The sequence below is a fragment of the Lentzea albidocapillata subsp. violacea genome, from assembly GCF_900100275.1.
Classification (GTDB): Bacteria; Actinomycetota; Actinomycetes; order Mycobacteriales; family Pseudonocardiaceae; genus Lentzea; species Lentzea violacea.
In genome coordinates this window covers 727,881-751,683 of record NZ_FNET01000001.1, presented here as the reverse complement: position 1 = coordinate 751,683, position 23,803 = coordinate 727,881, and the positions used below count along the sequence as shown (strand labels likewise).

General features: G+C 70.3%; 22 protein-coding genes and 1 pseudogene. 17 read left to right on the top strand and 6 right to left on the bottom strand.

Annotated features, from left to right (window positions below; all coding sequences use genetic code 11):
- Positions 1–11 precede the first annotated feature (11 nt).
- Positions 12–2,210 carry a catalase gene (locus tag BLR21_RS03160; protein WP_090004082.1) on the top strand — a complete coding sequence of 733 codons (2,199 nt, stop codon included), beginning with the start codon at positions 12–14 and terminating at the stop codon, positions 2,208–2,210.
- Positions 2,207–2,623, top strand: coding sequence for an ankyrin repeat domain-containing protein (locus BLR21_RS03155; RefSeq protein WP_090004081.1), 417 nt, complete (start codon positions 2,207–2,209; stop codon positions 2,621–2,623). Before BLR21_RS03160 ends, BLR21_RS03155 begins: the two co-directional genes overlap by 4 nt.
- Before the next feature lie 49 nt (positions 2,624–2,672).
- Here BLR21_RS03155 and BLR21_RS42240 read toward each other — a convergent pair whose 3' ends face one another.
- On the bottom strand, positions 2,673–2,846 hold the full coding sequence (locus BLR21_RS42240) for a hypothetical protein (RefSeq protein WP_176929426.1): 174 nt from the start codon (positions 2,844–2,846) through the stop codon (positions 2,673–2,675).
- Positions 2,847–3,215: 369 nt separating this feature from the next.
- Between BLR21_RS42240 and BLR21_RS03145 the strand changes: the two genes are divergently transcribed.
- Positions 3,216–4,499, top strand: a complete 1,284-nt coding sequence (locus tag BLR21_RS03145; protein ID WP_218130718.1) for a cation:proton antiporter — start codon at positions 3,216–3,218, stop codon at positions 4,497–4,499.
- A 29-nt stretch (positions 4,500–4,528) separates the two neighbouring features.
- Here the strand turns inward: BLR21_RS03145 and BLR21_RS03140 are convergent, their stop codons facing one another.
- Positions 4,529–5,614: a carboxylate-amine ligase gene (locus BLR21_RS03140; RefSeq protein WP_256334414.1), complete on the bottom strand. Its 1,086-nt coding sequence runs from the start codon at positions 5,612–5,614 to the stop codon at positions 4,529–4,531.
- 221 nt (positions 5,615–5,835) lie between these two features.
- Between BLR21_RS03140 and BLR21_RS03135 the strand changes: the two genes are divergently transcribed.
- The 3 genes and pseudogenes from BLR21_RS03135 to BLR21_RS03125 all read left to right on the top strand — a co-directional run bounded on the left by BLR21_RS03135 (position 5,836) and on the right by BLR21_RS03125 (position 7,750).
- Complete coding sequence (locus BLR21_RS03135) at positions 5,836–7,290, top strand: FAD-dependent monooxygenase (protein WP_090004078.1); 1,455 nt, start codon at positions 5,836–5,838, stop codon at positions 7,288–7,290.
- Positions 7,287–7,502, top strand: a pseudogene (locus BLR21_RS03130) (MerR family transcriptional regulator); the annotation flags it as partial. The gene BLR21_RS03135 and the pseudogene BLR21_RS03130, both read left to right, overlap by 4 nt.
- Positions 7,502–7,750 carry an STAS domain-containing protein gene (locus BLR21_RS03125; RefSeq protein ID WP_420843851.1) on the top strand — a complete coding sequence of 83 codons (249 nt, stop codon included), beginning with the start codon at positions 7,502–7,504 and terminating at the stop codon, positions 7,748–7,750. The pseudogene BLR21_RS03130 and the gene BLR21_RS03125, both read left to right, overlap by 1 nt.
- On the opposite strand, the gene BLR21_RS03120 is transcribed toward BLR21_RS03125, so the two are convergent.
- A complete protein-coding gene (locus BLR21_RS03120; RefSeq protein ID WP_090004481.1) occupies positions 7,742–8,731 on the bottom strand; it encodes a hypothetical protein in 990 nt (329 codons plus the stop codon). The genes BLR21_RS03125 and BLR21_RS03120 overlap by 9 nt on opposite strands.
- A gap of 65 nt (positions 8,732–8,796) precedes the next feature.
- Between BLR21_RS03120 and BLR21_RS03115 the strand changes: the two genes are divergently transcribed.
- The 3 genes from BLR21_RS03115 to BLR21_RS03105 all read left to right on the top strand — a co-directional run bounded on the left by BLR21_RS03115 (position 8,797) and on the right by BLR21_RS03105 (position 12,125).
- Entirely contained in the window at positions 8,797–9,267 is a 471-nt protein-coding gene (locus BLR21_RS03115) for a (2Fe-2S)-binding protein (RefSeq protein ID WP_090004076.1), read from the top strand.
- A 327-nt stretch (positions 9,268–9,594) separates the two neighbouring features.
- Positions 9,595–11,613 carry a xanthine dehydrogenase family protein molybdopterin-binding subunit gene (locus BLR21_RS03110; protein WP_090004075.1) on the top strand — a complete coding sequence of 673 codons (2,019 nt, stop codon included), beginning with the start codon at positions 9,595–9,597 and terminating at the stop codon, positions 11,611–11,613.
- A gap of 26 nt (positions 11,614–11,639) precedes the next feature.
- Positions 11,640–12,125, top strand: a complete 486-nt coding sequence (locus tag BLR21_RS03105; RefSeq protein ID WP_256334413.1) for a MarR family winged helix-turn-helix transcriptional regulator — start codon at positions 11,640–11,642, stop codon at positions 12,123–12,125.
- A gap of 108 nt (positions 12,126–12,233) precedes the next feature.
- Here BLR21_RS03105 and BLR21_RS03100 read toward each other — a convergent pair whose 3' ends face one another.
- A complete protein-coding gene (locus BLR21_RS03100; RefSeq protein ID WP_090004074.1) occupies positions 12,234–13,277 on the bottom strand; it encodes a LacI family DNA-binding transcriptional regulator in 1,044 nt (347 codons plus the stop codon).
- 204 nt (positions 13,278–13,481) lie between these two features.
- Here BLR21_RS03100 and BLR21_RS03095 point away from each other — a divergent pair, with 204 nt between their 5' ends.
- The 4 genes from BLR21_RS03095 to BLR21_RS03080 are packed head-to-tail and all read left to right on the top strand — an operon-like array spanning position 13,482 to position 17,932.
- On the top strand, positions 13,482–14,738 hold the full coding sequence (locus tag BLR21_RS03095; protein ID WP_090004073.1) for an ABC transporter substrate-binding protein: 1,257 nt from the start codon (positions 13,482–13,484) through the stop codon (positions 14,736–14,738).
- Between the two features lie 18 nt (positions 14,739–14,756).
- Positions 14,757–15,668: a carbohydrate ABC transporter permease gene (locus BLR21_RS03090; RefSeq protein ID WP_176929424.1), complete on the top strand. Its 912-nt coding sequence runs from the start codon at positions 14,757–14,759 to the stop codon at positions 15,666–15,668.
- Between the two features lie 4 nt (positions 15,669–15,672).
- Positions 15,673–16,560 carry a carbohydrate ABC transporter permease gene (locus tag BLR21_RS03085; protein WP_090004071.1) on the top strand — a complete coding sequence of 296 codons (888 nt, stop codon included), beginning with the start codon at positions 15,673–15,675 and terminating at the stop codon, positions 16,558–16,560.
- Between the two features lie 19 nt (positions 16,561–16,579).
- A complete protein-coding gene (locus tag BLR21_RS03080; RefSeq protein WP_090004070.1) occupies positions 16,580–17,932 on the top strand; it encodes a GH1 family beta-glucosidase in 1,353 nt (450 codons plus the stop codon).
- Between the two features lie 20 nt (positions 17,933–17,952).
- On the opposite strand, the gene crtI is transcribed toward BLR21_RS03080, so the two are convergent.
- Positions 17,953–19,413, bottom strand: coding sequence for a phytoene desaturase family protein (crtI, locus tag BLR21_RS03075; RefSeq protein WP_090004479.1), 1,461 nt, complete (start codon positions 19,411–19,413; stop codon positions 17,953–17,955).
- Between the two features lie 13 nt (positions 19,414–19,426).
- Positions 19,427–20,503 carry a polyprenyl synthetase family protein gene (locus BLR21_RS03070; RefSeq protein WP_090004069.1) on the bottom strand — a complete coding sequence of 359 codons (1,077 nt, stop codon included), beginning with the start codon at positions 20,501–20,503 and terminating at the stop codon, positions 19,427–19,429.
- 143 nt (positions 20,504–20,646) lie between these two features.
- Here BLR21_RS03070 and BLR21_RS03065 point away from each other — a divergent pair, with 143 nt between their 5' ends.
- The 4 genes from BLR21_RS03065 (at position 20,647) to BLR21_RS03050 (ending at position 23,777) form a co-directional block, all read left to right on the top strand.
- Positions 20,647–21,573 carry a phytoene/squalene synthase family protein gene (locus BLR21_RS03065; protein WP_090004068.1) on the top strand — a complete coding sequence of 309 codons (927 nt, stop codon included), beginning with the start codon at positions 20,647–20,649 and terminating at the stop codon, positions 21,571–21,573.
- Complete coding sequence (locus BLR21_RS03060; RefSeq protein WP_256334412.1) at positions 21,563–22,546, top strand: Rieske (2Fe-2S) protein; 984 nt, start codon at positions 21,563–21,565, stop codon at positions 22,544–22,546. Before BLR21_RS03065 ends, BLR21_RS03060 begins: the two co-directional genes overlap by 11 nt.
- Before the next feature lie 80 nt (positions 22,547–22,626).
- Positions 22,627–22,914: a WhiB family transcriptional regulator gene (locus BLR21_RS03055; protein WP_090004477.1), complete on the top strand. Its 288-nt coding sequence runs from the start codon at positions 22,627–22,629 to the stop codon at positions 22,912–22,914.
- Positions 22,911–23,777, top strand: coding sequence for a MerR family transcriptional regulator (locus BLR21_RS03050; RefSeq protein ID WP_090004067.1), 867 nt, complete (start codon positions 22,911–22,913; stop codon positions 23,775–23,777). Before BLR21_RS03055 ends, BLR21_RS03050 begins: the two co-directional genes overlap by 4 nt.
- Positions 23,778–23,803: the final 26 nt, after the last annotated feature.

Below are 23,803 nucleotides of genomic sequence, written 5' to 3'. Positions count from 1 at the left end.
AGGAGGATGCAGTGGTCAGCCACAAGCCAGGCAAGCTCGTGAAGGCAGCGCTCGAGAAGGCGGTCGACAAGGTCACCGAACTGGTGAACCCACCGATCCCCGGTGCCCCGGGCAGTGAGCCGCCGTCACTCGACGAGCCGACCGAGCCGCGGGGGCCGTTGCCGCCCAAGCACGACCAGACCGGACCGGAGACGGTGTCGCCGACGGGCGCCCCGACCGGAGCATCCCAGCTGTCGCGGGGCCAGCAGGGTGAGTTCCTCACCACCTCCACCGGCGCGCGGCTGCACGACACCGACCACTCGCTGAAGGCCGGAGAACGCGGGCCGACGTTGCTGCAGGACCACCACCTGCGCGAGAAGGTCATGCACTTCGACCACGAACGCATTCCGGAGCGCGTGGTGCACGCGCGTGGGTACGGGGCGCACGGCGTGTTCGTCGGCTACGGCACCGCGTCGAACGTCTGCATGGCCGGCTTTCTCGGCGACGGCGTGGAAATGCCCGTGTTCGTGCGGTTCTCGACCGTGCTGGGTTCGCGCGGCTCGGCGGACACCGTGCGGGACACCCGCGGGTTCGCGACGAAGTTCTACACCCGGGAGGGCAACTTCGACCTGGTGGGCAACAACATCCCGGTGTTCTTCATCCAGGACGGGATCAAGTTCCCGGACGTGATCCACGCGGGCAAGCCCCACCCGGACCGGGAGATCCCGCAGGCGCAGAGCGCGCACGACACGTTCTGGGACTTCGTCTCGACCCACACCGAGGCCACCCACCACGTCATGTGGAACATGTCCGACCGCGGCATCCCCCGCTCGTACCGCACGATGGAGGGCTTCGGCGTCCACACGTTCCGCCTCGTCAACGCCGAGGGCGAGACCGTGCTCGCGAAGTTCCACTGGAAGCCGAAGCTGGGCGTGCACTCCCTGGTGTGGGAGGAGGCGCAGCTGGCCGGCGGCGTCGACCCCGACTTCCACCGCCGCGACCTCGCCGACGCCATCGAGTCCGGCGCGTACCCGCAGTGGGAGCTCGGCCTGCAGATCATGCCCGACAGTCCACAACAGACCTTCGAGGGCATCGACCTGCTCGACCCGACGAAGATCGTGCCGGAGGAGCTCGCGCCGGTGCAGCCGATCGGCATGCTGACGCTCAACCGCAACCCGCAGAACTACTTCGCGGAGACCGAGCAGGTGGCGTTCCACGTCGGCAACCTGGTGCCGGGCATCGACGTCACCGACGACCCGCTGCTGCAGGCCCGGCTGTTCTCCTACCTGGACACCCAGCTGACCAGGCTCGCGGGCCCGAACTTCAACCAGATCCCGATCAACCGCCCGCACGCGCCGGTCAACGACATGCTCCGCGACGGGTTCCACCAGCACGCGGTGCACGCGGGCGTCGCCCCCTACCGGCCGAACACGCTCGACGGCGGCAACCCGTTCGTCGCGAAGGCCCAGGACCGGCCGCTCGTCGAGGTGGCGCAACCGTTGCCGAGGGCCGTCAAGCTCCGCGAGGCGCCGAAGTCGTTCGCGGACCACTTCACGCAGCCGAGGCTGTTCTGGCAGAGCCTGTCGCCGGTCGAGAAGGAACACCTCGTGAACGCGTTCACCTTCGAACTGGGCAAGTGCTACGAGCAGGCGATCAAGGAACGCGAGCTGCTGGTGCTGGCAGGCGTCGACGCCGTGCTGTGCGCGGAGGTGGCCAGGGGGCTGGGACTGCCGGTGCCGCCGACGGCCAGGCTGAAGAAGGTCACGCCCAGTCCGGCCCTGTCGCAGCTCGGGCACACGTGGCCGTCGGATGGTCGCATCATCGGAATCGTGGTCGACCCGGCCGATCTCGACGGCGTGCGCACGGTGCGCGAGACCGTTCTGGCGGGCGGCATGGTGCCATTGCTGATCGCTCCGACCGGCGGGCCGCTCGGCGACAGCGATCTGGTCGCGCAGCGCACGTTCCACACCGCGCGATCGATCGAGTTCGACGCACTGCTGGTCACGGGCAACGCCACCGACCCGCGCGTCGCCCTCCTGATCCAGGAGTGCTTCCGCCATGCCAAGGCCATCGGGGCGTGGGGCACCGGACGCACCGCCCTGGACGCCGCGGGATGTGGGACGGGACCGGGAATCGTGATCGACGACGACCCGTCGAAGGTCCTCGCGGAGGTCACCACGCTGCTCGGCGCCCACCGCGTGTGGGACCGCTTCCCCCCGGCCATCGCATGAGCGGCCAGGAAGCGCTCACCGAGCAGGAACTGGCCTTCCTCCGCTCGATGTTCGACCTGGCCCGCGCCGGTGACACCGCGCGACTGACCGAGGCGATCGACGCGGGGATACCGGTCAACCTCACCAACGGTGCGGGCGACACCCTGCTGATCCTCGCCGCATACCACCGCCATCCGGACTCGGTCGAGGCGTTGCTGGAGCGGGGCGCCGACACCGGCAGGATCAACGACCGGGGACAGACCGCCCTGGGAGCCGCGGTGTTCCGGCGCTCGGAGCGCATCGTCCGCCTGCTGCTCGCCGCGGGGGCGGACCCCGCTCTCGGACCGAGGTCCGCGCTCGACGTCGCCCGGCACTTCGACCTGCCGGAGATGCTGGCGCTGCTGGAGCCCGTCCTGGGTGCGCAGATCCGGTGAGACCGCACGTGGGCGGGGCGGCACCACGCTGCCTCGCCCGCGGTCCGGCCTACCTGGGAGCGATGTCCACGACCAGCGGCCACATCACCATGTCGAGCGTCAGGTCGCTGCGGATCACCGGGATCCACCGCAGGTTCGTGCCGGGGTCGACGATCTCCGGCCCGACCGCGACCGCACGCCGGAACGGCGGCTCGGCGGACGGGGCGGGATCGAAGTACGTCACGACGGCACCGTTCTCGAGGTGCTCGGTGACGGTACCCCCGCGTTCGGATACCGGCTTTCGCTTGCCCGGCGGCCGGGGTGGTTCGCCGCGGGGCGCTGACGGTGTGGTGGCCATGGTCCGAAATACCCCGGCCGGACCGGGATAACCGTGACGACCGGGTCAGGTTCCGCCTGGCCTCGCTGCCGCTGCCGCCGGTCTCCGCGCGGACCGGTGTCGGGTTCACAGTGGAGCTGAACACGCACCGGCCGGCCGGGTTCCAGTGGACATGGTGACCCGGTACCCGCGCGGCCCCTCCGCTGAGCGGCGTTTGCCGCCCGGCCCGGCGCGGGTACCTGATCAGATCTCCAACGGCTCGACGGAAGGCAGACGGTGGATCCAGGACCGCTGCTGTACGCCGGTGCGGGCTTGGCGACGCTCGCCGCCGCACTGCTCCCCCGGTTGCTCGACCGCGCGCCGATCTCCATGCCGATGCTGTTCCTCGGCGCGGGCGCCCTGACGTTCACGGTGGCCGGCGACCTGCCTGATCCGGACCCCGTCGCGCACAGCGGCGTGCTCCTGCGCCTGACCGAGCTCTGCGTGATCATCTCGCTGATGGGCGCGGGCCTCGCGCTGAACCGCCAGGTCAGCCTGCGCGGCTGGGCGAGCACCTGGCGGTTGCTCGCCATCACCATGCCCCTGTCCATGCTCGCCGTGGCCCTGCTCGGCTGGGGCGCGCTGGGCCTCGGCGCCGGGGCCGCCGTCCTCCTCGCGGCCGTGCTCGCGCCCACCGACCCGGTGCTGGCCAGCGAGGTGCAGGTCGCCGAACCCGCCGAGCACCCGGAGTCCGACGAGGACGAGGCCAGGTTCGCGCTCACCTCGGAGGCGGGGCTCAACGACGGGCTGGCGTTCCCGTTCACCTACGCCGCCATCGCGATCAGCCTGGCCGGGGCGGCGCCGTCGCGGTGGCTCGGGCACTGGCTCGCGGTGGACGTGCTGTGGCGGCTCGCGGCCGCGGTCGCCATCGGCCTGCTGATCGGCTGGGCGCTGGGCAAGCTGTTCTTCTCGGCGCCGTCGGAGAAGTTCCGCCTGGCCGAGCACGCGGAGGGCTTCGTGGCGCTCGCGGCGACGTTCCTCGCCTACGGGATCACCGAACTGGTGGAGGGGTACGGGTTCGTCGCGGTCTTCGTGTGCGCGTGCGCGGTCCGGGCGGGCGAACGCCGTCACGGCTACCACCAGGTCCTGCACCGCTACGTCGAGCAGGCCGAGCGCATGCTCACCGTGCTGATCGTCTTCCTGCTCGGCGGTGCCGCCGCCACCGGACTGCTGGCGGGCGTCGGCTGGCGGCAGGTCCTCGTCGCCGCGGCGGTGCTGCTGCTCGTGCGGCCACTCGCGGGGTGGATCGGCCTGCTCGGCGGCAGGACCGGTCCACGCGAACGGACCGTCATCGCGTTCTTCGGTGTGCGTGGGGTCGGCTCGTTGTTCTACCTCGTGTACGCCCTGCAGCACGGCGAGTTCGCCGAGCAGACCGTGCTGTGGCAGATCGTCGGGCTCGTCGTGATCGGCTCGATCCTCCTGCACGGGGTCTCCGCGTCCCCGGTCATGTGGTTGCTGGACCGGAAACGACGACGGAAAGCCCAGGCACAGCACGAAGAGACCTCTGACACCCACGTGTGAGGTCAGCGGTTCAGGTACGCGGCCGTGCCCTAGGGTTCGGCGCGGTCGGCGTTGTCGATGTCGAGCAGGTCCAGCAACGACCCCACCTGCCCCGCGCGGAACGCCTGGCGCTGGCGGTCGGCACCCGTTCCCCGGCCGTCCAGCAGTCGCAGACCTCGTTGCACCGCACGCAGATCACCGTTGGCTTCGAACACCGGCGTCAACCGGGTCACCAGGTCGTCGAGCTGCCGTCGCAACGGCCGGGACTCGCCGGACAGCACGTCCAGCGTGCTGCCGCGCAGGCCTTCGTTGGCCGCTCCCCAGCACGCCTGCCGCAACGTCTCCTGGGGGACCGGTTCCGCCGGCACCCCGCGTCCGACGTCGGCGACGGCCTGGGCGACCAGTGCCCGGACGAGCGCCGCCAGGAGCACCGCCTCGTCCACGGTCGCCGCGACGTCCGAGACACGCACCTCCACCGTCGGCAGGTCGGTGGCGGGCCGGACATCCCAGTAGATCATCGCGCGGTCGAGGGCGGTGCCCGCCTCGATCATGGTGTCGCAGACTTCCTCGTAGTGCTGCCACGAGGTGAAGACCGGCGGCGGCCCGGACACGGGCCAGCGCGACCACACCGTCGACCGCCAGCTCGCGAAGCCGGTGTCCTCGCCACCGGAGAACGGCGAGTTCGCGGTCACCGCGGCCAGCACGGGCAACCACGGACGCACGTGGTTGCACACCTGGACGGCGGTCTCCCGGCCGGGCACGGCGACGTGCACGTGGCAGCCGCAGATGAGCTGTTGTTCAGCCAGCGCACCGAATTCGCGCGCGATCCGCCGGTACCGCAGGCTGTCCGTCACCTCCCCCGTCTCGTCGCCCAGCGGAGGCGCCCCGACCGCGATGGCCCTGCATCCCACCGTGCGCGCGGCCCGCGCGACCGAACGGCGAGCCTCGACCAGCTCACGCCGGGCCTGCTCCACATCGCGGCACACCGTCGTGTTGATCTCCACCTGGGCGCCGGTGAGCTCGTGCTCCAGTTCGAGACCGAACTGCTCGCGCGCTACGGCGACCACCTCGTCCGCCCGGTTCACGGGGACACCGGTCTCCGGATCCACGAGGAGGAACTCCTCCTCCACACCCACCGTGGGACACCACATGTCCTTCGATGGCGGTCCCGCCACGTCACACCGTCCTGCTCATCGGGATCGGCGAATACCCTTTCGTGGCAAGAACAAAACGTCAGATGCGGCTGCCGGCCAGCAGGGGCAGACCACGTTTTCACCCAGGTATTTCGGTTGCGGCACTTCCCACGGCGTCCCACACTGTGCGGCTGACACCGGAAACTGCGAAAAACGGGTGGTTCATGTTCGATGTCGTCATCGCCGGATGCGGGCCGACCGGCGCGATGCTGGCCGCCGAACTCCGGCTGCACAACGTGCGGGTGCTCGTCCTGGAGAAGGAGCCCGAGCCCGCTTCGTCGTTCGTTCGAATAGTCAGTCTGCACCTCCGCAGTCTCGAGATCCTGGCGATGCGCGGGCTGCTGGACCGTTTTCTGGAACGCGGCAGGCAACGTCCGGTCGGAGGCTCCTTCGCCGGCATCCCCAAACCGACTCCCGAAGGTCTGGACTCCGATTACACGTCGCTGCTGGGGATTCCGCAGCCGATCGTCGAGGACCTGCTCCGGGATCACGCGATCGGACTGGGCGCGCAGGTCCGGCCCGGTTGCGCGGTGACAGGGCTCGAGCAGGACGACGAGGGCGTGACGGTCGAACTGGCCGGCGGCGAGAGGCTGCGGTCGCGCTACCTGGTCGGCTGCGACGGCGCGCGAAGTACCGTACGGAAACTCCTCGGCGTCGGATTTCCCGGCGAACCGTCCCGCAACGACACGTTGATGGGCGAAATGGCGGCAGCCGCGCCGCCGGAGGAAATCGCGGCCAAGGTCGCCGAAATCCGCGAAACCGACAAGGTGTTCAGTTTCGGGCCATTCGGTGAAGGAATCTACCGCGTCGTGATTCCGGTCACGGGAAGGAGCGAGGGCCCGCCTACCATCGACGATTTCGCACAACAGCTGCGGGTGATCGCCCGAACTGATTTCGGCGTGCACTCGCCGCGCTGGTTGTCCCGTTTCGGCGACGCCACCCGGCTGGCCGAGCGTTATCGCACCGGACGGGTGCTGCTCGCCGGCGACGCCGCGCACATCCACCCGCCCGCCGGTGGCCAGGGCCTGAACCTCGGCCTCCAGGACGCGGTCAACCTCGGCTGGAAGCTCGCCGCGCAGGTCCGCGGCCGGGCACCCGGCACGTTGCTGGACACCTACCACGCCGAACGTCATCCGGTCGCCGCGGACGTCCTCGACAACACCCGCGCCCAGGTGGCGCTGGCGTCCGGCGAACCGGGCGCGCAGGCCGTGCGCAGGCTGCTCACCGAACTGATGGACATCAACGAGGTGAACCGGCGGCTGATCGAGAAGATCACCGCGATCGGCATCCGGTACGACCTCGGTCCCGGACCCGACCTGCTCGGCCGCCGCCTGCGCGACCTCGACCTGGCGCAGGGACGCCTCTACGACCACCTGCGCGAGGGCCGCGGCCTGGTGCTCGACCGCACCGGGCGCCTGACCGCCGACGGCTGGACGGACCGGGTCGGTTTCGTCGCAGATGCCACCGCCGCGTTGGACGTCCCGGCCCTGCTGGTGCGTCCCGACGGGCACGTCGCCTGGGTCGGCGAGCACCAGCAGGACCTCGACGACCACCTCACCCGCTGGTTCGGCGAGCCCGTCGCTCGCGGCGAGAAGGAGCCTGCGGGCATAGGAGAATGAGCGACCACGGCAGGCGCGAACGGGACGTGGTGGGCGAGCACATGCAGATCGGTGAGGCCGAACGGATCGGTCTGTCCCTGCGCACGATCCGCTACTACGAGGAGGTCGGCCTGGTCGTGCCCAGCGCACGCAGCCAGGGCGGGTTCCGTCCCTACACCGAGCCGGACGTCCAGCGGCTGGGCGTGATCATGCGCATGAAGCCGCTGGGCTTCTGACCGGCGAGCTGTTCTTGGCCTCCACCAACGAACTCATGCACGCGTTCGACTACACGGACGCGGTGTCCAAAGTGGTCATCGACCTCTCCGGCGCCCACGTCTGGCACAGTTCGGCGGTCGCCACCCTAGACGCGGTCACCGCGAAGTTCGCCTCGCGCGGCGTCGAAGCGGAGATCATCGGCCTCAACCCGCGCAGCGAACAGCTGCACACCAAGCTGTCCGGCCAGCTCACCGGCTCACACTGAGCGGCGGGCGAGCCTGATGCCCGCCCAGATCAGCAGGGCGAGCACGGCCACCAGCAGGTACTCGATCAACGGGATGCGCACGACCTCGTCGATCCTGCCGAGACCGCGCCACGAGTAGACGGCGAGCGCGCCGACGACGAACGTGCCACCGATCCACCACCGCGCCGCCGTGCTGAGCCCGACGCCGTGCATCTGGGTGAGCACGAAGATCGCCACGAAGCCGAAGAAGAACATCGGCCACATGCCGCCGGGGCCGGAGTTCATCACGGCGACCAGCGTGCCGTGCACGGCCACGAGCAGTTCGAGGGTCAGCGTCCACCAGCGGTTCGTGTGGGATGTCGTGAACATCAGACTGCTCTGCACCAGCAGCAGGAACATGTAGAAGAACCCGATGAGGTGCCCACTGCTCGACTCCATCGGGTGGTACCAGAACGTGTAGATCGCGGCCCAGCTGAACAGGTAGCCGTGGTAGCGGCGCGCGAACCCGACGACCTGTGCGGAGATCGGCGCGGACCAGGTCAGCACCAGCCCACGGCGGCGGTTCTCCATCAACAGGACGACGACGAGCAGCAGCACGACGGAACCCTGCGAGCTGAAGATCGAGACGTCCTGGGCGAGGCCGTCGTAGAACACCTGGGTCTGCACAGCGTGCAGGCCGATGAACGCGCCGTTCGCGGCGAGGGCGACGACGTTGATGCGATGCAGGCCGGTGGCGTTGCGCCGGATCCGCGTCTGCGCGTAGTAGATCAGGCCCCACGACACGAGTTGGTGCGCCGCGTAGCCCACCCAGGCGGACGCCCTGCTCCAGAAGGTGGGGTCCGGCAGCTTCCAGTAGTACCAGGAGGCTCCCTGGTCGGGCAGCAGCGCGACGCCGTGCAGCCGCTGGCCCAGCAGCCAGACCAGGCCGGTGAGCAGCGCACTCGCCACTACTCCCCACACGAGAACACCGCGACCAGGCCGCCGTCGCAATTCGTTCAGCATGCTGAGCATTATGCATCGACCGGCGTGCTACGTTCAGTGCGCTGAGCAAATCAGGAGGTATCGCGGTGGCCCGATATCTGTTGCGCGTCAACGGTGAACGACGCGAGGTCGACGTAGACGGAGACACTCCCCTGCTGTGGGTGCTGCGCGACGAGCTGGGGCTGACGGGGGTCAAGTACGGGTGCGGGGTCGGCCTGTGCGGTGCCTGCACGTCCCATGTGGACGGTGCGGCGGCGCGGCCCTGCGTGCGCACGGCGGCCGACAGCGCGCAGACCCGGATCACGACGATCGAGGGGCTGTCCCGCGACGGGGACCACCCCGTGCAGCGGGCGTGGCGGGAGCTCGACGTGGCGCAGTGCGGTTACTGCCAGCCGGGCCAGGTCATGGCCGCGGCGGCGCTGCTCGCCCGTGATCCCGATCCCGACGACGCGGCGATCGAGGAAGCCCTGCGCGACAACGTGTGCCGCTGCGGCAGCTACCCCCGCATCCGCGCCGCCGTGCGCCGCGCTAGCCAGATCATGCGGGAGGAACGGTGATCAGCAGGCGGACGTTGCTGCGCGGCGCCAGCCGGCTCACGCGGGAGGAACTGTGATCAGCAGGCCGACGTTGCTGCGCCGCGCCAGCCGGCTCACGCGGGAGGAACTGTGATCAGCAGGCCGACGTTGCTGCGCCGCGCCAGCCGAATCACGCAGGAGAAACAGTGATCAGCAGGCCGACGTTGCTGCGCCGCGCCAGCCGAATCACGCAGGAGAAACAGTGACCAGCAGGCCGACGTTGCTGCGCCAACCGAATCACGCGGGACCAACAGTGACCAGCAGGCCGACGTCGCCGCGCCGCACGAGCCGGCTCACACGGGAGGAACAGTGATCAGCAGGCGGACGTTGTTGCGCGGCGCGGGAATCGGCGCGCTGGTCGTCGCGGTGCCGGTGCCCGCGCTCGCCGCGGAGGGGCTCGTGCCGAACGTCTTCGTGCGGCTGGACGCCGCGGGCCGGATCACCGCTACCGTGCCCCGCCCGGACACCGGCCAGGGCGTGCGGACCGTCGTGGCGCTGATGGTCGCCGAGGAACTGGCGGTCGAGGCCGGCGACGTCGCGCTGGAGCAGGCACACGGTGACACCGAGCGCTTCGGCTCGCAGGCCGTGGCGAACTCGGCCTCGGTGCGGCAGCTCGCCATGCCGATTCGCACGGCCGCCGCGACCGCGCGTTGCCTGCTCGTCACCGCCGCCGCGCAGCGCTGGCGCGTGCCGGTCGCCGAGTGCGCCGCTCGCGACGGCTTCGTGTGCCACCCTCGTGGGGGCAAGCTGCCCTACCGGGCGCTGGTCCGGGCCGCGGCCGCGCTCGATCCCGCCACCGTGCCCGTCGAGCTCACGCCACCGGAGAGGTGGCGGCTGCTGGGCAAGACCCGCGGCGGACGCGTGGACGCCCGCGACGTCGTGACCGGCCGCACCACGTACGGCATCGACGCGCGGCCACCTGGAGGTCTGGTCGCCGTGGTCGCCCGCCCGCCGTGGATCGGCGCGGTTCCCGACACGATCGACGACAGCGCCGCCCGCGGTCTGCCTGGCGTGGTCGACGTCCTCACGCTCACCGCGCCGGCCGACGGGCAGGGCGGCGTCGCGGTCATCGCCCGGTCGACCCACCAGGCGTTGCGCGGCCGCGACGCGCTGCGGATCACCTGGCGCGGCGGCACACCCACCGCCGACAGCCGCGCGTGGCTCGCGGACCTGCGCGCGGCGTTGCCTGCGCAGAGCCCGATCGACGGAGTCCAGCAGGTCTACTCCATGCCGTTGCTGGCGCACGCGCCGATGGAACCGATGAACGCCACCGCGCACGTCCGTCCGGATGGCGTGACCATCTGGGCTCCCACACAGGATCCCGGTGGCCTGCGCACCCAGCTGACCCGCCAGCTCGGCGTGCCCGTGCGGGTGGAGGCGACGGCGGCGGGAGGCGCGTTCGGGCGGCGCATCGAACCCGACCCGGTGCTGGAGGCGGTGGCCTGCTCACGGCGAGCCGGCGCTCCGGTCCAGGTGCTCTGGACCAGGGCCGACGACATGCGTCACGACTCGTACCGGCCGATGTCCGTGCACCGGATGTCCGCGGAGATCGGTTCGGATGGTCTGCCCATCCGAAGGGCCCACGAGGTTGTCACCTGGCCGTTGACCGTCCTGCCGTTCTTCGGCAACCCCGCCCTGATCAAGGCCAGCGGCGACCACTTCCCCTACACCGTGCCGGGGAACGTCTCGGTCATCGTGCGGCCCGCACCGCTGCGCACCGGGTTCTGGCGGTCCGTCTACGCGGGGCAGTTCGTCTACGCCGAGGAGAACTTCCTCAGCGAGATCGGCAGGAGGTCCGGCCTCGACCAGGTCGCACTGCGCCGCTCACTGCTGCCCGCCGACTCGCGCCTGCACAAGGTGCTCGACACCGTCGCCGACCGCGCCCGCTGGACCAGGCCGCCCGCACCGGGCACCTCACGTGGCGTCGCGTGCCTGGAGGAATACGGTTCCGCGATCGCGGTGATCGCCGTCGCCGAGCCGAGCTCGCGCCGAGTGCTGCGCGTGCACGCGGCCGTCGACGTCGGCGTGGCGCTGCACCCGTCCGGCGTCCGCGCCCAGGTCGAGGGCTGCGTGATCGACGCGCTGTCCACTGTGCTCGGTGCGCAGATCACCGTCCGGGACGGCGGGGTGGCGGAGTCGTCGTTCGGCGACTACCGGTGGGCGCGGATCGGCCAGACACCGGACATCGACGTCACCATCGTGCCGTCGAACGCTCCGCTGGGAGGTCTCGGCGAACTCGCCTACCCACCGGCGGCAGCCGCCATCGCGTCGGCGATCGCGGGCGACACGCCCGTGACCAGCATGCCGTTCGGGACCCCCGTCGGGTGATCGGGCGGGTCTGGGATGATGGGGCCGTGGCCGAGGGAGACGAGCTGGCGGTGGCCGACCGCCCGGACCAGGTGGGCGCGGACGTCGCCACCTGGCCCACCGGCAGGCTCCTGTCCGTGGCGGCCCGCGTCGTCGAGAAGCGCTTCGAGGACTTCCTGGCGACCCGCGGCCTCACCCACGCCGGCATGATCACCCTGCACCACCTGGCCGACGGCCCGCGCTCACAACGCGAACTGGCCCTGCTCTGCCGCGTCACCGACCAGACCATGAGCCGCACGATCGAACACCTCGACCGAGGCGCCCACGTCGTGCGCAGCCAGGACACCAAGGACCGCCGCCGGACGTCGGTGAAGATCACTCCGGCGGGCCGCCGCGCCCTCGCCGCCGTCCGCCGCGAGGAACGCGAGTCCGACACGCTGCTCGGTGCCGTGGAGGACTACGAACACTTCCGGCAGCAGCTGATCGCGCTCATCGCGGCGGCAACGTCCACAGAGGACCAGCGCGCCCAGTAGGGCCGCCCGTCAGGCCGCGAGTGCGGCACCAAGCGGGCTCAGCAGGCGACCATCTGGCTCTCGTCGGGCTCAGGGCTCCTTCGTACCGCGGAACCGCACCCGCGTACATCACCGCCGCCAGCGTGCTCCGCAGGAATCCCTGACCACCAGCTGGGCCGGAAGAACCACGGGCCCTTCCGGCCCACCGCCGGTGATCATCGCCATGATCGCCTTGGCGGCCGCCACCCCGAACCCCGGTTTGTCCTGGGCCACCGTCGTCAGCGCCGGATCGACCACCGAGGCGATCTCGATGTCGTCGAACCCGACCAGCGCCAGATCCCGCGGCACCCGCAACCCGGCCGCACGGGCGGCGAGCAGCGCGCCGACCGCCATCTCGTCGCTGGACGCGAACACCGCGGTCGGTGGCTCGTCCAATGCCAGAAGGCGTTGCATGGCAGCGGTTCCGCTCGCCCGGTAGAAGTCGCCGGCGACGACGTAACCGGCGTGCGGTTCGGCGCCCGCGTCCCGCAGTGCCGTGTGGTAGCCGGAAAGCCGGGCGTCGGACGGCTGGTTGCCGGGCGGGCCGGTGATCGTGGCGATCCGCGTGTGGCCCAGGCCGACGAGGTGGGCGACGGCCGCTCGGGCGCCGCCGGAGTTGTCCGACGTGACGTAGGTGGCCCTGGGTCCGTCGACGGCCACGTCCAGCGCGACGCACGGAACTCCGGACTGGGCGAAGGCTTCGAACGCCTCGGCGTCGGAGCCGCTGTCGATCAGGACGAGCCCGCCGAGGTGGTGGCGGCGGGTCATGTTCACGTAGCCGACCGGGTCGGCGAGCGAGGCGCCCACCTCACGGGCGTCGCCGCTGGTCGCGAGCATCAGCAGGTGGTAGCCGTGCGCGCTCAGGGCGGACTTGAGGCCTATCAACAGGTCCTGCAGGTACGGGTGCCGCCAGCCGGGCCTGCGGTGGTCGGTGTCCCAGACCAGTCCGATCATCGTCGACTGCTTCGTAGACAACGCCCGCGCGGACTCGTTGGGCCGGTAGTCCAGCTCTTTCGCGACGCGCAGCACGCGTTCTCGCGTCTCCTCGTTCACCGTTTCCGGCTGGTTGAAGACGCGCGACACCGTCGCCACGGACACGCCGCAGAGCTGGGCGATCTCTCGCCCGGTCGCCATCGGACCTCCCGTTTCACCGTAAGCGGTTACATAGACCCTAGAAGCAGCACTTCTCCTAGTCAAACGCCCGAGCGAGTTGATCTGTTTATCGTTTCGTTACTTGACTGGAGGCGCGTAACACCGCTGTCATAGGCGCCACACAAATCTTCCCGGAGAACCACTTCTCTGGTTGAGCGCGCCCAAAAACCAACGGAGGCCAGGAAAATGCGCCCCAAAGCACTCGTACTCGGCTGCGCGGCACTGGCGACCGCCGTGGTGCTCAGCGGTTGCGGCAGCGACACCGCGTCCGGCGGCAAGACCAAGCTGACCATCGGGCTGTTCGGCAACTTCGGGTACGCCGAGCTGCTCGAGGAGTACGCCGCCGCGCACCCGGACGTCGAGATCTCGGACCGCACCGCGTCGTATTCCGACCACCACAAGAACCTCGCCGCCCACCTCGCCACCAGCAGCGGCGCCGCGGACATCGAGGCGGTCGACACCGGCTACGTCAACCAGTTCAAGGCCACGCCGGACAAGTTCGTCGACCTCAACACCAAGGGCGGCGGCCAGCTGAAGGACCGCTGGCTGCCGTGGAAGTGGGAGGCCTCGCTCAGCAAGGACGGCAAGCAGATCGGCTACGGCACCGACATCGGCGGCCTGGCCATCTGCTACCGCCGCGACCTGCTGCAGAACGCCGGGCTGCCCGCCGACCGCGATCAGGTCGCCGCGCTGTGGCCGACCTGGCAGGACTTCATGGCCGCCGGCAAGAAGTTCCAGGAGAAGGCGCCCGAGGGCGTGAAGTGGTTCGACGGCGGCCCGACCGTGCTCAACGCCATCGTCGGCCAGGCGTTCGTCGGCTACTACGACAGGTCCGACCAGATCGTCGTCGGCGAGAACAAGGAGATCAAGGCCGGCTGGGACCTCGTCGTCGACGGCGTGCAGTCCGGTCTGTCCTCGAAGCTGCTCTACTCCACGCCCGTCTGGAACACCGGCTTCAAGCAGGGCCAGTTCGCGACCGTCACCTGTCCCGCCTGGCAGATGGCCAAGATCAAGGACCAGGCCGGTCCGGAGGCCGCCGGCAAGTGGGACGTCACGTCCGTGCCGGGCGGTGGCGGCAACTGGGGCGGCTCGTACCTCACGGTTCCCAAGTCGGGCAAGAACATCGACAAGGCCGTGGAGCTGGCGGCGTGGCTGACCGCGCCCGAGCAGCAGGCCAAGGTGTTCAAGAGCGCTGGGTTGCTGCCGTCGATCCCGAAGCTGTACGAGGACCCGTCGATCGTCGACTACAAGAACCCGTACTTCAACGACGCCCCCATCGGCAAGCTGTTCACCGACGCGGCGAAGAAGCTGAACCCGCAGTACCAGGGGCCGAAGGCGGGCGACATCCAGACCGCGATCGGCAACGCGATGCAGCGCGTCGAGCAGGGCAAGCAGAACGGCGAGGACTCGTGGCGCCAGTTCGTCGGCGACGTCCAGAAGTGACGCGCTGACATGGTCTTGATGGACAAGACGGCCAGAAGGCACCGGTGGGACACGAAGTTCGCGCCGTACGGGTACGTGGCGCCCTACTTCCTGATCTTCGGTGTCTTCGGGCTGTTCCCCCTCCTCTACACGATCTGGGTCTCGCTGCAGGACCGCAACCTGCTGGAGTCCGAAGCGGCGACCTTCGTGTGGTTCGCCAACTACGCCAAGCTGATGGCGGACCCGTACTTCTGGAACGCCATGGGCAACACGCTCAGCCTGTGGCTGCTCACCACGGTCCCGCAGATCCTCTTCGCGCTGTTCATCGCGCAGCTGCTCAACCGCAAGGTCCGCACCCGCACGCTGTTCCGGATGGGCGTGATCCTGCCGAACATCACCTCGGTGGCGGCGGTCACGATCATCTTCGCGCAGCTGTTCGGCCGGGACTTCGGCCTGGTCAACTGGGTGCTGGAGCTGTTCGGCGCGGGACAGATCGACTGGCAGGCGGGCACGGCCAGCTCGCACGTCGCCATCGCCGTGATGGTGGTGTGGCGCTGGACCGGCTACCACGCGCTGATCTTCCTGGCCTCCATGCAGGCGATCCCGTCGACTCTGTACGAAGCGGCCACTTTGGACGGTGCGAACGGCCGTCAGCAGTTCTGGCGCATCACGGTTCCGTTGCTGCGGCCCCAGATCATCTTCACGACGATCATCGCGACCACCGGCAACATGCGGCTGCTCGCCGAGCCGCTGCTGTTCAACCCCGGCGCCGCGGCCGCGACGGGTGGCTCCGACCGGCAGTTCCAGACCGCCGCGCTGTACCTCTACGAGCAGGGCTTCACGAAGTACGACTTCGGCTACAGCTCGTCGATCGCGGTCGTGCTGGCCATCGCCACCGTCGTCGTCGCCGGTCTCGGCTACCTGGCGACCAAACGGATCCGGACGGAGTGACCCCATGACCGCTGTGCTGGAACGCCCCGCGCCGGTGCGGCCTGCCGGTCCCGCGACGAGGGCGCGCAGGCTGGCCCGGCGCGTCGGGGGGCCGTGGACCTACGCCGCCCTGATCGCCGTGCTGGCCGGGTCGGCCTTCCCGGTGTACTGGTCGTTCGTGGTGTCCTCACAGACACCGGACGCGATCGACAGCGTGCCGCCCGTCCTGGTGCCGGGCGGACACCTCTTCGCGAACATCGCCCGCGTCTTCGACACCACCGACTTCGCGCTGGCGATGGTGAACTCGATCGTGGTGTCGGGCACCGTGACCATCTCGGTGGTGCTGTTCTCGACGCTGGCGGGCTTCGCGTTCGCCAAGCTGAAGTTCCGCGGCCGCAACGTGTTGCTGCTGCTCATCATCGGCACGCAGGCGATCCCGACCGAGCTCGGCATCATCCCGCTCTACATGATGATGGCCGAGTTCGGCTGGGCCGGTGAGATCCACGCGGTGATCGTGCCGGGACTCGTGACCGCGTTCGGCGTGTTCTTCATGCGCCAGTACTTCGAGCGGGCCATCCCGGACGAGCTGCTGGAGGCGGGCCGGATGGACGGCTGCGGATCGCTGCGGCTGTTCTGGCACGTCGCGCTGCCCGCGGCCCGTCCGGCGGCGGCCGTGCTGGGCCTGTTCACGTTCATGCAGGCGTGGAACGACTTCTTCTGGCCCCTGGTCGTCCTCACGCCGGAGAACCCGACCGTGCAGACCGCTCTGTCCACTTTGGCCAGTGGCTACACCACCGACTACACACTGGTGCTGACCGCCGCGACGATCGGCACGGTGCCGGTGCTGGCCGTGTTCCTGTTGTTCGGCCGTCAGATCGTCGGCGGCATCATGTCCGGCGCCGTCAAGGGCTGACTTTCTTTTGGAGACTGCTGTGAGCTTTCCGGACAGTTTTCGCTGGGGCGTGGCGACCTCGGCCTTCCAGATCGAAGGAGCGGCGCGGCTCGACGGCCGCGGTCCGTCCATCTGGGACACCTTCGCCCAGGTGCCCGGTGCCGTCGCGTCCGGCGACACCGGGGACGTGGCCGCGGACCACTACCATCGCTGGACAGAAGACGTCGGGCTGCTCGCCGGCCTGGGTGTCGACTCCTACCGGTTCTCCGTGTCGTGGTCGCGGATCCTGCCCGAGGGGCACGGCAAGGTCGAGCAACGCGGTCTCGACTTCTACCGGCGGCTCGTCGAGGCGTTGCTGGGCAAGGGGATCGAGCCCTTCCTGACGCTGTACCACTGGGACCTGCCCCAGGCGCTGGAGGACGAGGGCGGCTGGCGCAACCGCGACACGGCCCACAGGTTCGCCGACTACGCCGCCATCGTGCACGCGGAACTCGGTGACGTGGTCAGGAAGTGGACCACGCTGAACGAACCGTACTGCTCCTCGATCGTGGGCTACGGCGAAGGCCGGCACGCCCCCGGCGCGCGCGAAGGTCATGGCGCGCTGGCGGCGGTGCACCACCTCCTGCTCGGCCACGGCCTCGCCGTGCAGTCGATGCGGGCGAACGGGTTGCCCGAGCAGGAGTTCGGCATCGTGCTCAACCAGTCCCCCGCCGTGCCGGTGACGGACTCACCCGCCGACGTCGCCGCCGCGAACCGTCAGGACGTCCTGCTGCGCAGGCAGTTCACGGATCCGCTGTTCGGCTCCGCCTACCCGGACGAGCTGACGTCGATGTTCGGCGACATCAGCGACTTCTCGTTCCGGCAGGACGGCGACCTGGAGATCATCGGGCAGCCGCTGGACTACGTCGGTCTCAACTACTACTACCGGCTGCACGTCGCCGACGCACCGCATCGCGAGCCCGACCCCGCCAAGCGCACGGCGCACGACATCGGCGTCGACACGAGCCGGCTGCCGGACGTCCCGCGCACCGGCATGGGCTGGCCCGTCGAACCGGCCGGCATGACGACCGCGCTGGCGGACCTCAAGGCACGGCACCCCGCCCTGCCGCCCGTCTACGTCACCGAGAACGGCTGCGTCTACCCCGACGTGGAAGGCTTCGAGGACACCGAGCGCATCTCCTACCTGCGCGACCACATCGCGGCGGCGCGGGCGGCGGACGTGGACCTGCGTGGCTACTTCTGCTGGTCGCTGCTCGACAACTTCGAGTGGGCGCACGGGTACAAGCACCGGTTCGGCCTGGTGCACGTCGACTACCGGACGCTGGAACGCACACCGCGCGCCAGTTACCACTGGTACCGCGACTTCATCACCGAGGCACGGCAGGACGGCTGACCGCGGGAACCTCGTGCCAGTCACCGCCGGAGGCGCTCGGCCGCCAGCCTGCCCGAGATCAGCACCGGAGGGATGCCGACGCCGGGTGTGGTGCCGCTGCCCGCCAGTACGACGTTGCCGTCCCGGAACGGCAGGTTCCCCGGCCGGAACGGACCGGTCTGGCCGAACGTGTGGGCGGCGGAGAACGGCGTGCCGGCGGCCTGGCCGTCGCGCGCCCAGTCGTCCGGTGTCACGACCGCGAGCGGTTCGGCGTCGACGAGGAGCTTGCGGGCCGCCATCTCGTCGACGAGTTCCTCGGCGTAGCGGTGCGCCAGCGCGTCCCAGCGCAGCGGGGCGGCGTCGAGGTTCGGGCAGGGCGCGAGCAGGTACTGCAGGTGCCTGCCTTCCGGCGCCAGCGCGGGGTCGGTCAGGGTGGGCGTGGTGAGCAGCAACGACGGATCGCTCATCAGCTTTCCCTGCCGGATGATCTCGTCGAACGTGCCGTTCCACTTGTCGCCGAAGGAGATCGTGTGGTGGGCGAGGCCATCGGCCACCCGACCGGAGCTGAGGTGCACGACCACCGCGGACGGTGACCAGCGCAGGGGCACGACGCGGCGCGGTTCGCCGCGCAGCAGCCGGGTGCTCTGGGCGGGCCCGGTGGCCAGGACGACGGCGTCGCAGGCGAACCGGCTTTCGGCCGTGCGCACCGCGTTCACCCGGTGACCGGTCCGTTCGAGCTCCTCGACCTCGACGCCGTAGTGGAACAGGACCCCGGCTTCGGCGGCCGCGTCGGCCAACGCCTGCGGCACAGTGCGCATGCCGCCGCGCGGGAACCACACACCCGCGATGGTGTCCATGTAGGCGATGACGGCATAAGCGGCGAGAGCGTCCTTCGGTGCGACGCCGGCGTAGAGAGACTGGAAGGTGAAGACGCGCCGGAGCCGGTCGTCGCGCAGGAACCGTCCGACCGCCTTCGCCAGCGAGCCGAAGCCGCCGAGCCGGGCGAGCCTCACCAGATCGGGGCCCACGAGGTCGAGCGGCGAGTCGAAGCTCGCGCCGATGAACCTGTCGCGTTCAACCTCGTACAGCTTCGTGAGCCACGCCCGCAGATCGCGGTACCCCTGTGCTTCCCGGTCCCCCGCGAAGTCGCGCACCGCCTGCTCCATGCGGTCCGCGTCGGTGTGCACGTCCAGCGCCGTGCCGTCGGAGAACGTCGCGCGGTAGGCGGGGTGCAGCGGCAGCAGCTCCAGGTGGTCCTCGCGCTGGTGACCCACCGCGGCGAACGCGTCGTCGAGCAGTTCCGGCATCGTCAGCACGGTCGGGCCGGTGTCGATCCGGTGGCCGCCGACGTCGAGCCGGCCCGCGAGTCCGCCGGGGTGCGGGTGCCGTTCGAGGACCGTCACCTCGTGCCCCGCGCCGCGCAGGTGCAGCGCGGCCGAGAGCCCCGAGAGTCCCGCGCCGACCACGACCACCCGGTCCGTGCGGCCCTTCACCAGGTGCACCACTGCGTTCCCCTCAGGTCGTTCGCGTCACGGCACGGCCGGCGAGGCGCACCAGCTCGTCACGCACATCTTCGGGGATGGCCGCGCGGTCCAGCGCCGCCATCCCCGTTCCCGCCAGCCTCTCGATCAGGTTCTCCACAGCGGCGACCGCTCCGAGCTTGACGAGCAGTGCGCGCACGTCGTGGACGGTCCGGTCGCTGACGGTGCCACTTTCCAGGCATCGCCGGAGCAGCCTCTGCGCGGCGGGTTTGCCCTGCGCGCGCGAGAGGGCGATGGACATCAACGGCGTCCGCTTGCCCTCCCTCAGATCCTCCCCCACCGGTTTCCCGGTGGCGGAGGAGTCACCGAAGACACCGATCAGGTCGTCTCTCAGCTGGAAGGCGACGCCGATGTCGTGACCGTACGCGCGCAGGCAGTCCACGACATCGGCGTCGGCTCCCGCGAGGGCTGCGCCGAGGTGCAGCGGCCGTTCCACGGTGTAGGCGGCGGTCTTCAGCGCCGCCGCACGAACGGCATGCTCCAGCGACTCCTCGCGGCGCGCGACGGCGAGGAGGTCGAGGTGCTGTCCCATGATCATCTCGGTCCGCATCGCCTGCCACGGACCCCAGGCTCGGCCCAGCGCCTCGGCGGACAGGCCCGCGGTCACCAGCGCGTCGTCCGCCCACGCCAGCGCGAGGTCGCCGACCAGGATCGCCGCGGAGTCGCCGTACTGACGGGCGCTCGCGGCCCACCGTTCCCGCCGGTGCCGCGCCGCGAAGGACTCGTGCACCGACGGCCTGCCCCGCCTGGTCGCCGAGCGGTCCATCACGTCGTCGTGGACCAGCGCGCAACATTGCAGCAGTTCCAGCGCCACCATCGCCTGCACCACGGCGTCCACCGGCGGCGAGCCGCCTCCCGCCCGCCATCCCCACCACGCGAACGTCGGCCTGATCCTCTTGCCACCGGCGAGGATCAGCTCCCGCAGCTCGGCGGCGAGCTCGGGAGCAAGGTCCTGCCTGGCGAGCAGGAAGTCGCGCAGTGCGCCGTCGAGCAGGACGCGGAAGTCGTCCACCTGCGACGTGCGAGCGTCCACGCTGGTCAGCAGCGACATCGGCGTTCCCCTGGGAGTGGGTCGGTGTTCGGCTTTTCGAGCTAAGCAGCGCGGCAGGGGGTCTGCATGATGAGCGGCGCCGTTGTGCGAAGGGCAACTCGCGGACTTAGCGTGGAGGAACCTCCTCCGCGAAAGGACCGCTGATGTCGGCTGAACGCGAACTGGACGCCGCGGGTGTCACCGCGCCGGCGTTGCGCGACGCGTACCGGCGCTGCCGTGAGCTCAACGCGCAGCACGGCCGGACCTATTACCTGGCAACCAGGTTGCTCAGCGCGGAGCAACGGCCCGCCGTGCACGCGCTGTACGGGTTCGCCCGCTGGGTGGACGACGTCGTCGACAACCTCCACAGTGGACCGGACGAGAAGTCCGCCGCGCTGCTGGCCATCGACGGACGCCTCCAGACGGCGCTGAGGGACGGGGCGACGGACGACCCGGTACTGGCGGCGCTGATCGACACCGTGCACCGCTACGACATCCCGGTCCGGCACTTCCAGGACTTCATGGAGTCGATGCGGATGGATCTCACCGTCACCGACTACCCCACGTCGGCCGATCTCGAACGGTACGTGCACGGATCCGCCGCCGTGATCGGCCTGCAGGTGCTGCCGGTGCTCGGCACGAGTGTGCCCCGCGAGGAGGCGGAGCCCGCGGCCGCCGCACTCGGCGTCGCGTTCCAGCTCACCAACTTCATCCGCGACATCGGCGAGGACCTCGACCGCGGCCGGGTGTACCTGCCCGCCGACGAGCTCGCGGCGTTCGGCGTCGACCGCGAACGGCTGCTGCGCGCACGGGCGGAGGGCAAGGCCGACCAGCAGGTGCGGGCCGCCCTGCGGGACCAGGTGCGCAGGGCGCGGCTGGTCTACGAGCGGGCCTGGCCGGGCATCGGCATGCTCGCGCCGCGCTCCAGGCCGTGCGTGCTCACCGCGTACCGGCTGTACGGGCGGATCCTCGACCTCGTCGAACACGCGGACTGCGACGTGCTCTCGCGCCGCGTGGTCGTGTCGAACGGCAGGCGCCTCGCCGTCGCCCTGCCCGCGCTGGCCAGGGCGGTGTTCGCCCGTGCGGCCTGAGAGGAAGTCCCTGCGTGACCGGATCCCGCTGCGGGTCTACTCCAGCCCGCCGTGGCGCGAGCAGCGGCCGACGTGGCAGGACGCCAAACCCGCGCTGATCGAGTCGGCACTCAAGCGCGCCACCGCCCGACCGTCCGGCAACTGGTTCGTCGCCGGTGCGAGCCGCGACGTCGTGAAGGGCAAACCGCATGGTCGCACCATCTCGGGTCAGGAGGTCGTGCTCTGGCGCGGGCCCCACGGCGTGCTCATGGCCGGTTCGGGCTCGTGTCCGCACCTCGGCGCTCCGCTGTGCGACGGCGCCGTGGCCGAGGGCAGGCTGATCTGCCGCTGGCACGGCCTCGCGCTCGACGGCAAGCGGTTCGGTGCCTGGACGCCGTTCCCCGCGCACGACGACGGCGTGCTGGTGTGGGTCCGCCTCGACCAGGCAGGGGGCGAGGAACCCCTGTCCGCCCCGGTGCTGCCGGAACGGCCGCCCGCGGGATCGATCGACGCGGTGGCCACGCTCATCGGCCGCTGCGATCCCGAGGACGTGGTCGCGAACCGCCTCGATCCGTGGCACGGCGCGTGGTTCCACCCCTACTCGTTCGCGAACCTGCACGTCCTGGAGACCCCGACCGACTCGGACGACCGCTTCCTGGTGGAGGTGACGTTCCGGCTCGCCGGCCGCGTCGGTGTCCCCGTCATCGCCGCGTTCACCTGCCCGGAGCCGCGCACCGTCGTGATGCACATCGTCGAGGGCGAGGGTGAGGGCAGCGTCGTCGAGACGCACGCGACCCCGATCCGCGACGGCCGCACAGCGGTGGTGGAGGCGACCATCGCGCACTCGGAGCGGCCCGGGTTCGCGCTGGCCAAGCCGGTCGCGGGGGCGTTGCGGCCGGTCATGCGCTGGGCTGCGGCGCGGCTGTGGCGCGACGACCTTGCCTACGCCGAGCGACGGTACGAACTACGCCAGAAGGGTCGATTTCCCGACTGAGCACCCGAGTTGCGTCGTTTCTGAGTCGATTTTACGATGATGTCCCCATCCAGGTCGACTCACCGGAGGACGTGCTCGTCATGCCTGAACTGTCCCGTCTGCCTCAGCCGGTCGTGGAGTCGTGGGACTGGCAGCTGGCCGGTCTGTGCCGTGGCATGGACAGCGCCTACTTCTTCCACACGCCCAACGAACGCGGCTCCGCGCGTGACCGGCGCGAGGCCGCGGCGAAGGCCATCTGCCGGCGCTGCCCGGTCATGGAAAAATGCCGAGCGCACGCGCTGGAGGTGCACGAGACCTTCGGCATCTGGGGTGGACTCGGCGAGAGTGAGTTGAGGGCGATGCTGTCGAAACGCGCACGTAGAACGTGACGTACACGCCTCGCGCCGTGGCCGGCATGCTCGGCATCGCCCCCACCACGCTCAGAACCTGGGACCAGCGCTACGGCCTGGGGCCCTCTGTCCGCACCGACGGCGGCCACCGCCGTTACGAGGACGCGGACATCGAGGTGCTGCGCCGGATGGTGGGGCTGACCGCACAGGGTGTGGCGGCGTCCGCCGCGGCGGTATTGGCGCGCAAGCAGCCGGTGGCTCCGCCCGAGGGCGAACGCACTCCGATCGGCTCTGCGGAAGCCTTGATGGCACAGCAGAGTTTCCTGGGTGCCGCGAAACGTCTCGACGAACCCACGATGGCCGATCTCGCCGCGAAGCTCCTCGCCGCGCACGGTGTCGTGGCCGCGTGGGACGGGGTGTTCGTACCGGCGCTGGTCGAACTCGGCGAACTGGTCGTCGCGAGCGGTCAGGGCGTGGAGATCGAGCACCTGGCGAGCGGAAGCATCCTGCACGCGTTACGCGGGATCCCGCGCACCAGCGGTCCCGGTCCGCTCTCCGTGTTGATGTCGTGCGCACCGGACGAGCAGCATTGGCTTCCCCTGGAAGCTCTCGGCGCGGCACTGTCCGAACAGGACCGCAGGTGGGGCAACCTCGGCGCACGGGTGCCCGCCGAGGCGTTGCGCGACGCGGTGACCCGCTTGTGCCCCGAGGTCGTGCTGGTCTGGGCGCACCGGCAGGACCTGGCGCTTCGTGTTCCGTTGGAGGAGCTCGGCACGCGCTCGGGCGCGGTGATCGCGGTCGCCGGTTCCGGGTGGGATGGCGTGGCCCTGCCGTCGTTCGTGCGCCGGCCCAAGTCCCTGTGCGAGGCGATCGGGCTCGTGCTGAACCACGAGCCGAGCTGACCGCCGTCGTCAGCCAGCTGCCGCCA